Here is a 15,227-nt window from a genome sequence, read left to right on the forward strand (position 1 = left end):
ACCGTTCGATGATCGACTTGGGGCAAAATCGCACATGCTCTGATAACGACCTCAAGCCAGCGAGAAGCGACATTTGCCCAGCAGATCGGGAACTCAAAAGACCGATGGCCATTTGTAACGCCTATAGCCGTCATACATAAGCGCCATTTCCTTCACAGCAGCGAGGTCACTAGCCTGCACACAACAAAGAATATTTCTCATTTGAGGTGCGCCATGCTCAAGACCATAACCTTCACCATGATGCACTTTTGTATTGCCTTCAGCGTGGCCTACGCGCTGACCGGCAGCATTGCTGTCGGCGGTCTGGTGGCCGCAGTCGAGCCGCTGGTGAACTCGGTGGGTTTCTACTTTCATGAGAAAATCTGGCAGCGCTTTGAACATGGCAAGAGCCTCAAGACCGAGCGCCCGGCACATGCCTGGTTACATCATCACGCCTGATTGCGCCTAGCCCGCGGCATGGCCGTTGGCGCTCAGCGTGCCGCACGCGGTCGAGGCTAGCGAGTTAGCCAACGCTGCAACTGTCCCCTGCTCAGCTATGCGCGAAATGCCGGGAATGCAGGTAAGATGCGCGGCTTTGCTCCCAGACGCGCCCGATCATGCCCGCTACCGCCCGCTTCCCCGTCCTAGCCTATTTATTCGCCTGTCTGCTCGCCCTGTTTGCCCTCACTGGGCTCTGGTATGGCCTCGGTCAGCCGATTGTCCTGCCGGATGCGGCGACGCCGACGCACAAGTTGCAGTGTGCCTCTTACACGCCGTTCGATAAGGATCAGTCGCCCTTCGACCAGCCTTTCGCCCTGCGCCCGGAGCGGATGGATGCGGATCTGGCGCTACTGGCCACGCGTTTCCACTGCATACGCACCTATTCCATGACCGGTCTCGAAGCCATTCCCGCGTTGGCTCGAAAGCATGGTTTGAAGCTGATGCTGGGTGCCTGGGTTAACGGCAACCCCCTGGACACCCAGAAAGAAGTCGAGGCGCTGATCAAGTCCGCCAACGAGAACCCCGACGTCGTACAGTCGGTGATCGTCGGCAATGAAACCCTGCTGCGCAAAGAAGTCACCGGCGCCCAACTGACAAAACTGATCGGCCAGGTGAAGGCTCAGGTCAAACAACCGGTGACCTACGCCGACGTCTGGGAGTTCTGGCTGCAGTATCCGGAAGTCGCGCCCGCCGTGGACTTCCTGACCATCCACCTGCTGCCTTACTGGGAAGACGACCCTGCGGGGATCGACAAGGCCCTGGCGCACGTCGCCGAGATCCGCCAAGTGTTTGGCAACAAATTCGCCCCGAAGGACATCCTGATCGGCGAAACCGGCTGGCCAAGCGAAGGCCGGCAGCGTGAAACCGCACTGCCGAGCCGGGTCAACGAAGCCAAATTCATCCGTGGCTTCGTCGCCATGGCTGAACAGAATGGCTGGCACTACAACCTGATCGAAGCCTTCGATCAGCCCTGGAAGCGCGTCAGCGAAGGCGCCGTGGGTGGTTATTGGGGTCTATTCGATGCCGATCGCCAAGAAAAGTCCGTACTCGCCGGCCCGGTTTCCAACCTGCCGAACTGGACTGTTTGGCTGAGCGTCGGCGGGCTGATCTTCCTCGCCACCCTGCTGCTGGCCGGGCGCCCGGCTTCCACCCGCGCCGCCCTGATTTTGCCGCTACTGGCCGCCCTCGGCGCCGCCTGCATCGGTCTCTGGGGCGAGTTGGCGCGAGTCACCAGCCGCTTTGCCGGTGAGTGGCTGTGGGCTGCGTTCCTGGTGGGCTTGAATCTTCTGGTGCTGGCACATGCCGCGCTGGCACTGTCAGCCAAAGTGGGCTGGCGCGCCCGCATCTACGCCTGGCTACAAGCACGCGGCGGCTGGTGGCTGGCCGCCGCCGGCTTCGCCGGTGCGGTACTGATGCTCAGCCTGGTATTCGACCCGCGCTACCGCAGCTTCCCCAGCGCAGCGCTGGTGCTGCCGGCCGTGGTGTACCTGTGCCGCCCGGTAGCGGGCCCACGCCGTGAAATCGCCGTACTGACCTTGATCATCGGCGCCGGCGTCATTCCGCAGCTGTACCAGGAGACCCTCGGCAACCTGCAAGCCATCGGCTGGGCGCTGGTCAGCGTGCTGCTGGTTGCGGCGCTTTGGCGCAGTTTGCGCTTCAGAACAAAGTGACTCTCACCTAGCCCGGCCTGGGGTATTCCTGGAATGCATCCGGGCCAGGGCAGGCAAAACAAAAAAGGGATGACTCAGTCATCCCTTTTTTGTTTTCAGCGGATTCAGACCATTGGACGTGGAGCCCGAACCAAACGCAGCGCGGCGAGCACCACGGCAAACACCCCCAGACTGGCGCTATACAGCACCAACGCCGGCAACGCGAACAGCAGCGCCAACACAGCCAAACCCCAACCCGGTCGACCCGGCACAAAGAAGGCCACGACCGCACAGCTCAATGCCGCCCAGGCGATCACCCGGAAGTGAATCAGCAGCCCCAGCCCGGAGCGCACTTGGCACTCCCAGCGTTGCGCCTCATCCACACACAGGCCGACCCACTGGCCATCCTCCATCAGCGCAAAACGCAGCCCATAGCTGGCGGCCAACCACAGTGGCAGTACGATCAGCAGCACGATCAAGGGCAAACGGCGGGACATAGGGTTCTCCGAGGGATGAAAACGGCGCCCAGCATAATCGCCCGCCCGCCGTATGCAAGCCTAAATCCGCGCCTTTATAGAGGCGCGGCGCTGGCGAGTGAATCGGCTCGAGCACTTCACCCTTCTGCATTAGCCTGCTTGCCGACAAGGGCTCGAGCACGGCAAGCTCAGGCATCCATCACGAAAGGAATCCGTATGTCCCGCATTCAGCTACGCCCCGCCCAGCGCGACGACATCCCACTCATCCTCGGTTTGATCCGTGAACTCGCCGAGTACGAAAAACTCAGCGAGCACGTCGTCGCCGACGCGGCGCAGATGGCCGAACACCTGTTCGGCTCGCGGCCGTTTGCCGAAGTGCTGATCGGTGAGCTGGATGGCGAGCCCGTCGGTTTTGCGCTGTTCTTCCACAACTATTCGACCTTCCTCGGCAAACCCGGCATTTATCTGGAAGACCTCTATGTGCGCAGCAGCGCCCGTGGTACGGGACTGGGCAAGGCGCTGCTGGCGGAGCTGGCGCACTTGGCCGTGAGTCGCGGTTGTGGTCGGTTGGAATGGGCTGTGTTGGATTGGAACGAGCCCGCGCTTGGCTTCTATCACAGCCTTGGCGCTCGCCCGCAGGATGATTGGACGGGCTATCGCCTGAGCGGTGCCGCCTTGAGCGAGTTGGCGCAGCACGCAGGCTAAACCTGCACCTCGGCACTCGAGAGGCTTGCAGTTGTCATAGCCAGCGTATTCACTCAGCACCTTTCTCTTCTAAAGGGACTCTGCAATGCCCCGTCTTCTAGGTCTTGCTACGCTCTTGAGCGGCCTCGCCTTGAGTGCGCCGCTGCTGGCGGCCGATATCGATGCCGCCAGCTATGGTTACCCTCTGAGCAACCCGTTCGAGGCGACCATCGCCACCACCCCGCCGGAACTACGCCCGGAGCTGCCCGCCGACGCCGATATCGACCAGGCGGACTACGACCTCAAGCTGCGCCCGGAGCGCGAGTTCGAGCTGCCGGACAACTTCTGGCCGGTGACCAAGTTGCGCTATCGCCTGGCTGAGCAGGAAGGCCCGGCGCCCCTGGTCTTCATCATCGCCGGCACCGGCGCACACTATTCCAGCAGCCTGACCGAATACCTGAAAAAGCTGTTCTACGGCGCCGGCTACCACGTGGTGCAACTGTCCTCACCGACCAGTTATGACTTCATGACGGCAGCCTCGCGCCATGCCACCCCAGGTGTCTCGACTGAGGATGCCGATGATCTGTACCGGGTCATGCAGGCCGTCCGCGCCCAGCACCCTAAGCTTGAGATTACCGATTTCTACCTGACCGGTTATAGCCTCGGTGCCCTGGATGCGGCCTTCGTCAGCCACCTCGATGAAACGCGGCGCAGCTTCAACTTCAAAAAAGTGCTGCTGCTGAACCCACCGGTCAACCTCTACACCTCGATCACCAACCTCGATCGCCTGGTGCAAACCGAGGTCAAAGGTATCAACGACAGCACCACCTTCTATGAGCTGGTCCTCGGCAAGCTGACCCGTTACTTCCAGCAAAAAGGCTATATCGACCTCAACGATGCCCTGCTCTTCGACTTCCAACAGTCCAAACAGCACTTGTCGAACGAACAAATGGCCATGCTGATCGGCACCTCGTTTCGCTTCTCCTCGGCGGATATCGCCTTTACCTCCGACCTGATCAACCGCCGTGGCCTGATCACCCCGCCGAACTACCCAATCACCGAAAGCACCAGCCTCACACCCTTCCTCAGGCGTGCGTTGCTGTGCGACTTCGACTGCTATATCGGCGAACAACTGGTGCCGATGTGGCGCGCCCGCACGGATGGCGGCAGCCTGCTGCAGTTGATCGACCAGGTCAGCCTCTACGCCCTGAAGGACTACCTGAAAACCAGCAGCAAGATCGCCGTGATGACCAACGCCGACGACCTCATCCTCGGCCCTGGCGACCTCGGCTTTCTACGCCGCACCATGGGTGAGCGCCTGACCGTCTACCCGTATGGCGGGCACTGCGGCAACCTCAACTACCGCGTCAACGCCCACGACATGCTGGAGTTCTTCCGTGGCTAAGAGATCATTCCTGCTTGCCCTGCTGCTCGCCAGCAGCCTGGCCCACGCTGAACGGACGGCTGATCCGGATGGTTTCACCGAACCGCTGAAGGAGCTGAAATTCAACCCAGGCCTCGACCAGCGTGAATTCGAGCGCTCGAGCCTCGACGCCCTGAACGTCTACGACCCCCTGGAGTCGTGGAACCTGCGCGTCTACCAATTCAACTACCGCTTCGACGAGTGGGTGTTTCTGCCCGTGGTGCACGGTTACCGCTACATCACCCCCGGTTTCCTGCGCAGCGGAGTGAGTAACTTCTTCAGCAACCTGGGCGATGTTCCCAATCTGCTCAACAGCCTGTTGCAGCTCAAAGGCCAGCGTTCGATGGAAACCACAGGGCGGCTGCTGCTCAACACCACGCTGGGAGTCGCCGGCCTGTGGGACCCGGCAACGATGATGGGCCTGCCCAAGCAGAGTGAAGACTTCGGCCAGACCCTGGGCTTCTACGGCGTGCCCGCGGGCCCTTATCTGATGCTGCCGATACTCGGCCCGTCCAACCTGCGCGACACCGGCGGGTTAGTGGCGGATTTCAGCGTGGAGAGTCAGATCAACTTCCTCAACGTCGCCGAAGTCAGTGGCGGTCACCCGGAAATCAGCGCGCTACGCGCCGTCGACAAGCGCTACACCACCAATTTCCGCTACGGCCAGACCAACTCACCGTTCGAGTACGACAAAATCCGCTACGTCTACACCGAGGCGCGCAAGCTACAAATCGCCGAATAAGACCAACCACCAAGGCACTAGTGGCCTGTGTGGCTAGTTCAATTAGTCAATTTCGGCGCCTGAAGCCCTGATACTGCGTTGCCGCGGATCAAAGTAGCCCAGCTATGACTCGTCACGGCGCCTTGTCTCAGGACTCCAGGCATCCGAACTTGAGTTAACCAACTAGGCGTACAGGCCACTAGCCTTGACCTGAGGGCCGCCCCAGACTTCCAACCTGGGCCGGCCCTTGGCTTTTCAGAAATGGCTCACGGATTGAGCGTGGCAAGCGGATCTAGACCGAGAAAGCTGACCAGCGCGGCCTTCTGCGCCATGGCATCCTGATAACCCAGCTCAATCAGCTCATTGCAGTAGCCCGGCTCGAATAGCAAATAGCTGAGCACCCCAGCGCCACTGACCTTGGTCGCGCCAGGTCCACGCAGGAACATCCGCAGCGTCCGCGGTAGCTCGTGACGATGGCGTGCGGCAATCTGATCCAGTGGCTGACTCGGGGCGATCACCAACACCTCCACCGGCTTCGGAACCAAGCCCCGCGACGGTAGCTCGGCGGGCAGCAAACGGCTCATATGATTGAGCCGCTCCAGCAGTTCGATGTCACCTTCCAAGCTGTCGATAAAGGTGCTGTTGAGCAGATGTCCGCCGATCTGCGCCAAGCTTGGCGGACGCCCGGTTTTCGGCCGGATGATGATCGCATTCGCATCGCCACTCTGCGGATTCCCGCTGACCCCGACCACCAGTACACGGTTGGCGCCCAGGTGCAGCGCCGGGCTGATCGGCGCGGACTGCCGTACAGCGCCATCGCCAAAGTATTCGCGATTGATCTTCACCGGCGGGAAAATCAGCGGGATCGAAGCACTGGCAAGCAAGTGGTCGAGCTTCAGACGGGTGGGCACGCCAACCCGGCGATGGCGAAGCCAGGGATCGATGGTCGCGCGCCCCTGATAGAAGGTCACAGCCTGGCCGGACTCATAACCGAACGCGGTGATGGCCACCGCGCGTAACTGACGCATCCGCACCGCCGCGGCGATCCCGGAAAAATCCAGCTCCCGCGCCAGCAATTCACGCAACGGCGAACTGTCGAGCAGCGCGACGGGTAAACTCTTACCCAGACCGAGCAGACTGTGACCGAGAAAACGATAGGACTGACGCAGTACACCAGGCAGATCGCTGCGATAGACATGATGGGTATGGAAGTTTTGCCAAACCTGGGTCAGCCTGCGAACCGCCTCGGTAAAGTGCAATGCGCCACACGCCAGCCCCACCGCATTCACCGCGCCGGCGGAGGTGCCGACTATTACCGGGAAGGGATTTTGCGTGGCATCCGGCAGCAGGTCGGCAATCGCCGCCAACACCCCCACCTGATAAGCCGCCCGAGCCCCACCGCCGGAGAGAATCAGCCCGGTGACCGGCTTGGCAGGGCTGTCTGCTTGATTCATCGGCGGTCTCTCGGGGCATTTTTGCGAGTATAGGAGCGGCCTGTTCAGGCGGTATAACCGAGCGCAGTAGTTTTCACACGGCCTGTGCTAACGGCGCTTTTTGTACAACGTAGGTTCACCTTCCGGCCGGGTCTTGAAACGTCGGTGAGCCCACAAATACTGCTCAGGGCATTCGCGAATAGCGCTTTCGGCCCATTGGTTGATACGCAGGCAATCGGCTTCCTCGCTCTCGCCGGGGAAATCCTCCAGCGGCGAGTGGATCACCAGGCGATAGCCAGCGCCATCATCCAGACGTTTCTGGGTGAAGGGCACGACCCGTGCCTTACCGAGCCGAGCAAACTTGGTGGTCGCGGTCACTGTCGCAGCGGAAATCCCGAACAAAGGCACGAACAGACTCTGCTTAAGGCCGTAGTCCTGATCCGGCGCATACCAGATAGCCCGCCCCGCACGCAGCACCTTGAGCATGGCGCGCACATCTTCCCGCTCGATGGCACTGGCATCCAGGTTGTGGCGCTCACGGCCACGCCGCTGGACGAAATCGAACAGCGGATTTTTGTGCTCGCGGTACATGCCATCGATGGTGTGCTGTTGACCAAGAAGCGCGGCGCCGATTTCCAGTGTGGTGAAATGCACGGCCATCAGAATCACACCCTGCCCTTCAGCCTGGGCCTGTTTCAGCTGCTCCAGCCCTTCGATATGCGCCAGCGGCGCCAGACGCTCCGTGGGCCACCACCAACTCATCGCCGTCTCGAAGAAGGCGATGCCGGTAGAGGCGAAGTTTTCTTTCAACAGGCGCTTACGCTCAACCGCAGGCAGGTCTGGAAAGCACAGCTGCAAATTACGTGCGGCAATCTGTCGACGCGAACGGGCGCCCCAATACATCAACGCGCCCAAGCCGCGCCCACACTTCAGCAACACCACGTAGGGCAATTGGGTGATCAGCCACAGCAAACCAAGGCCCAGCCACAGCAACCAGAAGCGCGGATGGAGAAAATAGGCACGAAAACGCGGACGATCCATCTCAAATTCCGGACAAACAACAAGGCCGCGCATTCTACAGGACTCCGCCTGGCTTGCGGCCCAACCGCGTTCTCGCTATAAATCCCGACTTCTTTCGCCCTCAGAGCCTGTTCAATATCTGCTGCGTTTGGTCATGCTGCGTTGAAAACAGGCTCGGAATACTCATTTACAACTCGTAAACTCCGCTTCCTCGCCTGTTTGACTCGTTACGCCTTGTGACCCATATGGATGTGGGGAATGCCGCTACCCGTAGGGAGCGGGTGCGGCCCTGACCTGCACTCGCGACGATCTTGAACAGGCTCTCAGCAAACTACCAAGGCGCATCAGGCAAACCATGAGCCAAGCCGATCTTCTCAACCAGGACCCCGTGTTCCAGCTCAAGGGCAGCATGCTTGCCATCACGGTGCTGGAGCTGGCACACAACGACCTCGCCCGCCTCGAGCTGCAACTGGCCGAAAAGGTGGCCCAGGCGCCGAACTTCTTCAGCAACACCCCGCTGGTACTGGCGCTGGACAAGCTACCAGATGGTGAAGGCCTGCTCGACCTAAGCGCACTGATGGCCGTCTGTCGCCGCCACGGCCTGCGTACCCTGGCCATCCGCGCCAGCCGCGAAGAAGACATCGCCGCCGCAACCGCTCTCGATCTGCCGGTCTTACCGCCCTCAGGTGCGCGCGAACGGCTGGTCGAGCCAGTCGAAATCATCGCCGCGCGAAAAAAAGCGGAAAAACCTGCAGAACCTGTCGCCAAGCCGACCAAAGTCATCACCACCCCGGTGCGTGGTGGCCAGCAGGTGTATGCCCAAGGCGGCGACTTGATCGTACTGGCACCCGTCAGCGCCGGCGCGGAACTTCTCGCCGATGGCAATATCCATGTTTACGCCCCGATGCGCGGTCGAGCTCTAGCCGGCGTTAAAGGCGACACTAAAGCACGAATTTTTTGCCAGCAAATGGGTGCAGAAATGCTCTCCATTGCCGGTCAATACAAGGTCTCGGAAGACCTCCGGCGCGACCCGCTATGGGGCGACGCAGTACATGTCAGCCTATCGGGTGACGTGTTGAACATCACCCGTCTTTAACGGATACTGCCGCGGATTTTTAATTTAAGTCCACAAGGGCTTTACGGGGACCCGCGCAGCCGCAATACGGCTTATGAGTTCCCGATTTATTTACATTTGGGGTGAATCACCTTGGCCAAGATCCTCGTAGTCACTTCCGGCAAGGGTGGCGTGGGTAAAACCACCACCAGCGCCGCCATCGGTACCGGCCTTGCCCTGCGCGGGCACAGGACTGTCATCGTCGACTTCGACGTCGGCCTGCGTAACCTCGACCTGATCATGGGTTGCGAACGCCGCGTGGTGTACGACTTCGTCAACGTCGTCAACGGCGAAGCGACCCTCACCCAGGCCCTGATCAAGGACAAACGCCTGGAAAACCTTTACGTCCTGGCCGCCAGTCAGACTCGCGATAAAGACGCGCTGACCCTGGAAGGCGTAGAAAAGATCATCAACGAACTGCGCGAAACCTTCGAATACGTGGTCTGCGACTCACCGGCCGGGATCGAAAAAGGTGCGCACCTGGCCATGTACTTCGCCGATGAAGCGGTTGTCGTGACCAACCCGGAAGTCTCTTCCGTACGTGACTCCGACCGTATGCTCGGCCTGCTGGCGAGCAAGTCGCGCCGTGCCGAGAAAGGCGAAGAGCCGATCAAAGAGCACCTGTTGCTGACCCGCTACAACCCAGAGCGGGTGACCAAGGGTGAAATGCTCGGTGTGGAAGACGTCGAGGAAATCCTCGCCATCCGTCTGCTCGGCGTGATTCCGGAGTCGCAAGCGGTGCTGAAAGCTTCTAACCAAGGCGTACCGGTGATCCTCGACGACCAAAGCGACGCCGGTCAGGCGTATAGCGATGCCGTCGATCGTTTACTCGGCAAGGAAGTGGGGCATCGCTTCCTCGACGTGCAGAAGAAAGGCCTCCTGCAACGCCTGTTCGGAGCTCGCTAATGAACATTTTTGACTTCTTTCGAGAACGTAAGAAGGAATCCACCGCGTCCATCGCGAAAGAGCGCCTGCAGATCATCGTCGCCCACGAGCGCGGTCAACGCAGCCAACCTGACTACCTGCCAGCCTTGCAGCAGGAACTGGTCGAGGTCATTCGCAAATACGTGAACATTGATTCGGATCAAGTACAAGTCGCACTGGAAAACCAGGGCAGCTGCTCGATTCTGGAGCTCAACATCACCCTCCCGGATCGTTGATTCAACTATCCCCCTCTCCCTCCGGGAGAGGGGCTAGGGGTGAGGGAAACACGGACTCACCGTCATCTACCCCCTCACTTCTCGCGACCCCCATGCCGCTGTCGAATATTGAAATAATCCACCAGGATGCAGCCATTCTGGTGATCAACAAGCCGACCCTGCTGCTTTCAGTGCCTGGCCGCGCCGACGATAACAAAGACTGCTTGATCACTCGGCTACAGGAACATGGTTTCCCGGAGGCCCGCATCGTCCATCGCCTGGATTGGGAAACCTCTGGGCTGATCCTCTTGGCCCGGGATGCTGACAGTCACCGCGAACTGTCACGGCAATTCCACGACCGCGAGACGGAAAAAGCCTACACCGCGCTGTGCTGGGGCGAACCGGAGTTGGACAGCGGCCGGATCGAATTGCCCTTACGTTACGACCCCCCCACCAAGCCGCGACACGTGGTCGATCACGAACTGGGGCGGCACGCCCTGACCTTCTGGCGCGTATTGGAGCGCTGCGGCCATTACAGCCGAGTCGAGCTGACCCCGATCACCGGTCGCTCGCACCAGCTACGGGTACACATGCTCTCGATCGGCCATCCGCTACTCGGTGATCGCCTGTATGCACCTGAGCAAGCCCTAGCCGCCCATGAGCGGCTATGCCTACACGCCAGCATGCTCGCCTTCAGCCACCCGCAAACCGGCGAACGCCTGCGCTTCGACTGCCCGGCGCCGTTCTGAATAGCGTCATTCCCGGATTGCATCCGGGCCACAGGCTGCCTGTGTAGGAGCGGATTTATCCGCGATACGATCCACCGCCGAGCTTCGCGGATAAATCCGCTCCTACAGGTTCACGCCGCGGAGTCCCTCGCGACGTATCCAGCCCAACGACCCAAGCCAATACGGTAAACTCCCGAGATTGCCGCCTGGAGCGCCCTATGCGTGAAGAATTGAACCAAGGCCTGATCGATTTCCTCAAGGCCTCACCCACCCCTTTTCACGCCACCGCCGGTCTGGCCCAACGCTTGGAAGCCGCTGGTTTTCAAGCGTTGGACGAGCGTGAGTCCTGGGCCACTGAGCCGGGCGGCCGTTACTACGTGACGCGCAATGACTCCTCGATCATCGCCATCAAGCTCGGCAAGCGTCCGCCGCTGGACGGCGGCCTTCGCCTGGTTGGCGCGCACACCGACAGCCCCTGCCTGCGGGTGAAACCACAACCGGAGTTGCAGCGCCAAGGCTTCCTGCAACTGGGGGTGGAAGTCTACGGCGGCGCCCTCCTCGCACCCTGGTTTGACCGCGACCTGTCGCTCGCCGGACGCGTCACCTTCCGCGAAGGCGGCAAGGTGCAGAGCCAGCTGATCGACTTCCAGCTGCCCATCGCGGTAATCCCCAATCTGGCGATCCACCTCAATCGCGAAGCCAATCAGGGCTGGCCGATCAATGCGCAGAACGAACTGCCGCCGATTCTGGCCCAGGTCGCCGGTGATGAGCCTTATGACTTCCGCGCCCTGCTGGCCGATCAGCTGAGCCGCGAACATGGCCTCAACGCCGACGCGGTGCTGGATTTCGAACTGAGCTTCTACGACACCCAAAGTGCGGCCGTGATTGGTCTGAACGGCGACTTTATCGCCGGCGCGCGACTGGACAACCTGCTGTCCTGCTATGCCGGCCTGCAAGCGCTGCTCAACAGCGAGGGCGATGAAACCTGCGTCCTGGTCAGCACCGACCACGAAGAAGTAGGCTCCTGCTCTGCCTGTGGCGCCGATGGCCCGATGCTCGAGCAAGTGCTACGGCGTTTACTGCCGGAAGGCGATGCGTTTGTGCGGATCATCCAGAAATCCTTGCTGGTATCCGCCGACAACGCCCACGGCGTACACCCGAACTACGCCGACAAACACGACGCCAACCATGGCCCCAAGCTCAACGCCGGTCCGGTGATCAAGGTCAACAGTAACCAGCGTTACGCGACCAGCAGCGAAACCGCCGGCTTCTTCCGCCACCTATGCTTGGCCGAAGAAGTGCCGGTGCAGAGCTTTGTGGTGCGTAGCGACATGGGCTGTGGCTCGACCACCGGCCCCATCACCGCCGGCCAGCTCGGTGTACGCACAGTGGATATCGGCCTGCCGACCTTCGCCATGCACTCGATCCGCGAACTAGCCGGCAGCCATGACCTGGCGCATTTGGTGAAGGTACTGACGGCGTTCTACGGCAGCGCCGAACTGTCCTGAGCGGCTTACTTCCCCACTGCACATCTGCGCAGTGGCCGGAGGACAGTGCCTGTAGGGTGCGGCTCACCGCGCCATAGCGCGCCCATCGAGCAGCGTTGGCGCGATAAATCGCCCCCTACGAACAACTACAGTTTGAACTGCTGCCGATAGGCTACCGCTGTCTGCCCGGTGACGCGCTTGAAGCTGCGGCGGAAGCTGGACTCGTCGCTGAAGCCCAGACTATCGCTGATCAGGCTGACCGAGTCGGAGGTCAGGATCAGCCGCTCGCCGGCCTGGTTGAGCTTGATCAGGCGTATCTGGTCGGCCACTGAGTTACCCGTCAGCGCCTTGATCCGGCGCGCCAGGGTGCGCGCCGTCACGGCCAGCTCATCCGCCAGTTGCTGCACGTTGAGCTGTTGCGCCGGTCGCTTTTCCACCAGCAGATGCAGCCTGCGCAACAGCGGGTCAGTCTGCTCCATCAAGCTGATGGCGCTAAAAACCGGAGCGGCTGGCTCCGGCCGCGGCAGCACCATCAGTTTCGCGATGTCGCGATAGACCGCTACCCCCAGTAGCCCCTCGATCACTGCCTTGGCGATCGGCAGGTAGCCGCTGGCCCCGGAAGCCGTGGCGGTCTGGCGGTTGAACACCTGGGTGCGCTGCAACTGCCAGTTCACTTGGGGAAAACGCGCCTGCACGCTGTCCGCCAGCCACCAGGTGGCGGTCGCCGCCTCGCCGTTCAAACGCCCGCTCTGGGCCAGCAGGCACACTCCCGTGCAATAGCTCCACAGCTGGGTCTTCTTATCCAATTGGGTCAATGCGCGGATCAATGAGCGATTGCTCTCCAGCACCCGGGCCATCTTGGCCTCCGAATCCGCCCAGAGCCCGGGGATCAGCAGGGCCGTGCAGTCTGCCTCGGCCAGCGCAGTGTCCGGCTGCAGGCGCATGCCATGAACACAGTCGACCGGCTCGCTATCCAGCCCTACCCAGCACACTTCAAAGTGCCGCTCGCCGACCCGGCGATTGGCCGAGAGCAGCAGGTCGGCAAAGGTGAACAAGCCGGCCGGCATGCAGCCGGGATAGAGCAGCAAGCCTATTTTCTGGATCGGCATGAAATGTCCGTTTTATGGCAATTTCTGCCATCCTCCCGTGACGGGCATATTTTTACAATGGCAGCACCTGAATCGGAGCTCGCCATGAAAATCACTCAGCTGCGCAACGCCACCCTTATCGTCGAATTCGGCGATGTCCGCCTGCTGGTGGACCCCATGCTGGCAGCCCAGGGTCAATTTCCCCCGCTCAAATGGCTGACCGGCAACCGCCGGCGCAACCCGCTGGTCGAGCTGCCGGATAACGCCTCCGAGCTGCTGGACCAGGTGACCCACTGCCTGATCACCCACTGCCAGAAAGGCCACTTCGACCACCTCGACCGCGCCGGCGCCCGCTGGCTGCGCGAGCGCAAGCTGCCGGTCATCTGCATGGCGGAGGACGCGGACTATCTGCGCAAACTCCGGCTCAACGTTCAGGAGTTGCCCGAGCAGCCGGCCAGCCCCTTCTTCGGCGGCAGCATCCGGCCGATTCCCTGCCTGCACGGCGAAGGATTTATCGGCCGCTTGATGGCCCATGGGCATGGCTACTTCATCCAGATCCCGGGCGAACCCAGCCTCTATCTCGCTGGCGATACAATCCTCACCGCCGAGGTGCGCCACTGCCTGACCAGGCTGGCGCCGGAGGTCAGCGTCCTCCCGGCCGGCGGGGCGGTGTTCGATATCGGCAGCCCCATCATCATGGGCAAGGCGGACATGCTCGAAGCCGCCCGACTGAGCAAAGGCATAGTCGTGGCCAACCATCTGGAGGCCCTCGACCATTGCCCAGTGACCCGCACCGAGCTGCTGCGCGAAGCCGCCCAGCAGCAGCTGGGGGATCGACTGAGGGTGCCGCTGGATGGCGAAGCCTTGGTTTTCCAGACTGTGGACGCGGAAGTCGCAGAGAAGCGGCAAGCCCTTCCGAGCCTGTAACAACGCCCCGATGAGGGCCACCCGTAGGAACGAGCTCCACTCAACACCCTAGCCTCCGATCGCCAGCAGAGCTGGCTCCTACACAAGCACTGCGGGGTGCACCTACTCCGGCACTTCGACACTCACATGAATGGCGTCGTGCCGCCAGTACTCCAAGTCACAGTCGATCAACCGCCCATGCTGGTCGCGGTTGATCCGAGTGATGCGCAGCGCCGGGCCGCCGACCGCCACCTTGAGCGCCGCAGCCGCCTCAACCTGGAGCGCAGTGGGCACCATATCGAAGCGCACCCGCCCGTAGTAGATGTCGTACTCGCTGGCGTACAACTCGGTCAGCGAGCGGGTCAGGTCGAAGTCGAGGATGCCGGGAAAATAGACCGGATTCAGGTAGTGCTCGACATACAGCACCAGCCGCCCATCGATCCGCCGCGCTCGGCGAATCTGAATCACGCTGGACAATGCCGGTAACTCCAACAGATCACAGATTGCTGCCGATGCCGGTTGCAAGCGTGCCGACAACACCTCGGTGGCGGGCTGCCGGCGCTGTTCGCCGACCATCGCGTGGAAGTGGCTACGCACCAACGGGTTGTAAGCCAGCCGTGGCGGCGAAACAAACCAGCCACGACGCTCTTCCCGATAGATAAGCCCCTGCGCCTCCAATTGCCCCAACGCCTCGCGCAGGGTGATGCGTGTGGTATCGAACAGCTCACTGAGTTTGCGCTCGGCCGGCAACTTGCTGCCTGACGACAACAATCCGTGCTCAATCTGCTCTTCCAGCGCGCGGCAGATGGCCGTCACGGCGCGGGGTGCTTCATCACGCATCAGGCCTTGCCTCTTCTGGACTAGTCCAGCCCCATTCCA

At 61.4% G+C, this 15,227-nt stretch carries 16 protein-coding genes; 11 read left to right on the plus strand and 5 right to left on the minus strand.

Going from position 1 to position 15,227, the window contains the following annotated elements; all coding sequences use genetic code 11:
- Nucleotides 1-213: 213 nt before the first annotated feature.
- Nucleotides 214-438, plus strand: coding sequence for a DUF2061 domain-containing protein (locus D3879_RS18225; protein ID WP_119955674.1), 225 nt, complete (start codon nucleotides 214-216; stop codon nucleotides 436-438).
- Between the two features lie 158 nt (nucleotides 439-596).
- Nucleotides 597-2,150, plus strand: a complete 1,554-nt coding sequence (locus D3879_RS18230) for a glycoside hydrolase family 17 protein (RefSeq protein WP_119955675.1) — start codon at nucleotides 597-599, stop codon at nucleotides 2,148-2,150.
- A 104-nt stretch (nucleotides 2,151-2,254) separates the two neighbouring features.
- On the opposite strand, the gene D3879_RS18235 is transcribed toward D3879_RS18230, so the two are convergent.
- Nucleotides 2,255-2,626 (minus strand): hypothetical protein, encoded by a 372-nt coding sequence (locus D3879_RS18235; RefSeq protein ID WP_119955676.1) that lies wholly within the window; start codon nucleotides 2,624-2,626, stop codon nucleotides 2,255-2,257.
- Nucleotides 2,627-2,821: 195 nt separating this feature from the next.
- On the opposite strand from D3879_RS18235, the gene D3879_RS18240 reads away from it, so the two are divergent.
- From D3879_RS18240 to D3879_RS18250, 3 genes are all read left to right on the plus strand, one after another.
- Complete coding sequence (locus D3879_RS18240) at nucleotides 2,822-3,310, plus strand: GNAT family N-acetyltransferase (RefSeq protein WP_119955677.1); 489 nt, start codon at nucleotides 2,822-2,824, stop codon at nucleotides 3,308-3,310.
- 85 nt (nucleotides 3,311-3,395) lie between these two features.
- Nucleotides 3,396-4,694 carry an alpha/beta fold hydrolase family protein gene (locus D3879_RS18245; protein WP_119955678.1) on the plus strand — a complete coding sequence of 433 codons (1,299 nt, stop codon included), beginning with the start codon at nucleotides 3,396-3,398 and terminating at the stop codon, nucleotides 4,692-4,694.
- The gene (locus D3879_RS18250) at nucleotides 4,687-5,454 is read left to right on the plus strand and encodes an MlaA family lipoprotein (protein WP_119955679.1); all 768 of its coding nucleotides are present in this window, start codon (nucleotides 4,687-4,689) and stop codon (nucleotides 5,452-5,454) included. The genes D3879_RS18245 and D3879_RS18250 overlap by 8 nt, the downstream gene beginning before the upstream one ends.
- A gap of 245 nt (nucleotides 5,455-5,699) precedes the next feature.
- Here D3879_RS18250 and D3879_RS18255 read toward each other — a convergent pair whose 3' ends face one another.
- Together D3879_RS18255 and D3879_RS18260 are read right to left on the minus strand one after the other, a co-directional pair.
- Nucleotides 5,700-6,887, minus strand: coding sequence for a patatin-like phospholipase family protein (locus D3879_RS18255; protein WP_119955680.1), 1,188 nt, complete (start codon nucleotides 6,885-6,887; stop codon nucleotides 5,700-5,702).
- 87 nt (nucleotides 6,888-6,974) lie between these two features.
- Nucleotides 6,975-7,907 carry a lipid A biosynthesis lauroyl acyltransferase gene (locus tag D3879_RS18260; RefSeq protein WP_119955681.1) on the minus strand — a complete coding sequence of 311 codons (933 nt, stop codon included), beginning with the start codon at nucleotides 7,905-7,907 and terminating at the stop codon, nucleotides 6,975-6,977.
- A gap of 334 nt (nucleotides 7,908-8,241) precedes the next feature.
- On the opposite strand from D3879_RS18260, the gene minC reads away from it, so the two are divergent.
- From minC to D3879_RS18285, 5 genes are all read left to right on the plus strand, one after another.
- Nucleotides 8,242-8,982, plus strand: a complete 741-nt coding sequence (minC, locus tag D3879_RS18265) for a septum site-determining protein MinC (protein WP_119955682.1) — start codon at nucleotides 8,242-8,244, stop codon at nucleotides 8,980-8,982.
- A gap of 111 nt (nucleotides 8,983-9,093) precedes the next feature.
- On the plus strand, nucleotides 9,094-9,906 hold the full coding sequence (gene minD, locus D3879_RS18270) for a septum site-determining protein MinD (protein WP_119955683.1): 813 nt from the start codon (nucleotides 9,094-9,096) through the stop codon (nucleotides 9,904-9,906).
- Nucleotides 9,906-10,160: a cell division topological specificity factor MinE gene (minE, locus tag D3879_RS18275; protein ID WP_090447406.1), complete on the plus strand. Its 255-nt coding sequence runs from the start codon at nucleotides 9,906-9,908 to the stop codon at nucleotides 10,158-10,160. Before minD ends, minE begins: the two co-directional genes overlap by 1 nt.
- Before the next feature lie 92 nt (nucleotides 10,161-10,252).
- Nucleotides 10,253-10,888: an RluA family pseudouridine synthase gene (locus D3879_RS18280; RefSeq protein ID WP_119955684.1), complete on the plus strand. Its 636-nt coding sequence runs from the start codon at nucleotides 10,253-10,255 to the stop codon at nucleotides 10,886-10,888.
- 197 nt (nucleotides 10,889-11,085) lie between these two features.
- A complete protein-coding gene (locus D3879_RS18285; protein ID WP_119955685.1) occupies nucleotides 11,086-12,375 on the plus strand; it encodes a M18 family aminopeptidase in 1,290 nt (429 codons plus the stop codon).
- A gap of 125 nt (nucleotides 12,376-12,500) precedes the next feature.
- Here D3879_RS18285 and D3879_RS18290 read toward each other — a convergent pair whose 3' ends face one another.
- On the minus strand, nucleotides 12,501-13,463 hold the full coding sequence (locus D3879_RS18290) for a GlxA family transcriptional regulator (protein ID WP_238474281.1): 963 nt from the start codon (nucleotides 13,461-13,463) through the stop codon (nucleotides 12,501-12,503).
- Between the two features lie 84 nt (nucleotides 13,464-13,547).
- On the opposite strand from D3879_RS18290, the gene D3879_RS18295 reads away from it, so the two are divergent.
- On the plus strand, nucleotides 13,548-14,369 hold the full coding sequence (locus D3879_RS18295) for an MBL fold metallo-hydrolase (protein ID WP_119955686.1): 822 nt from the start codon (nucleotides 13,548-13,550) through the stop codon (nucleotides 14,367-14,369).
- Between the two features lie 102 nt (nucleotides 14,370-14,471).
- On the opposite strand, the gene D3879_RS18300 is transcribed toward D3879_RS18295, so the two are convergent.
- Entirely contained in the window at nucleotides 14,472-15,188 is a 717-nt protein-coding gene (locus D3879_RS18300; RefSeq protein WP_119955687.1) for a UTRA domain-containing protein, read from the minus strand.
- Nucleotides 15,189-15,227 lie beyond the last annotated feature (39 nt).

This window comes from Pseudomonas cavernicola, assembly GCF_003596405.1.
GTDB lineage: Bacteria > Pseudomonadota > Gammaproteobacteria > Pseudomonadales > Pseudomonadaceae > Aquipseudomonas > Aquipseudomonas cavernicola.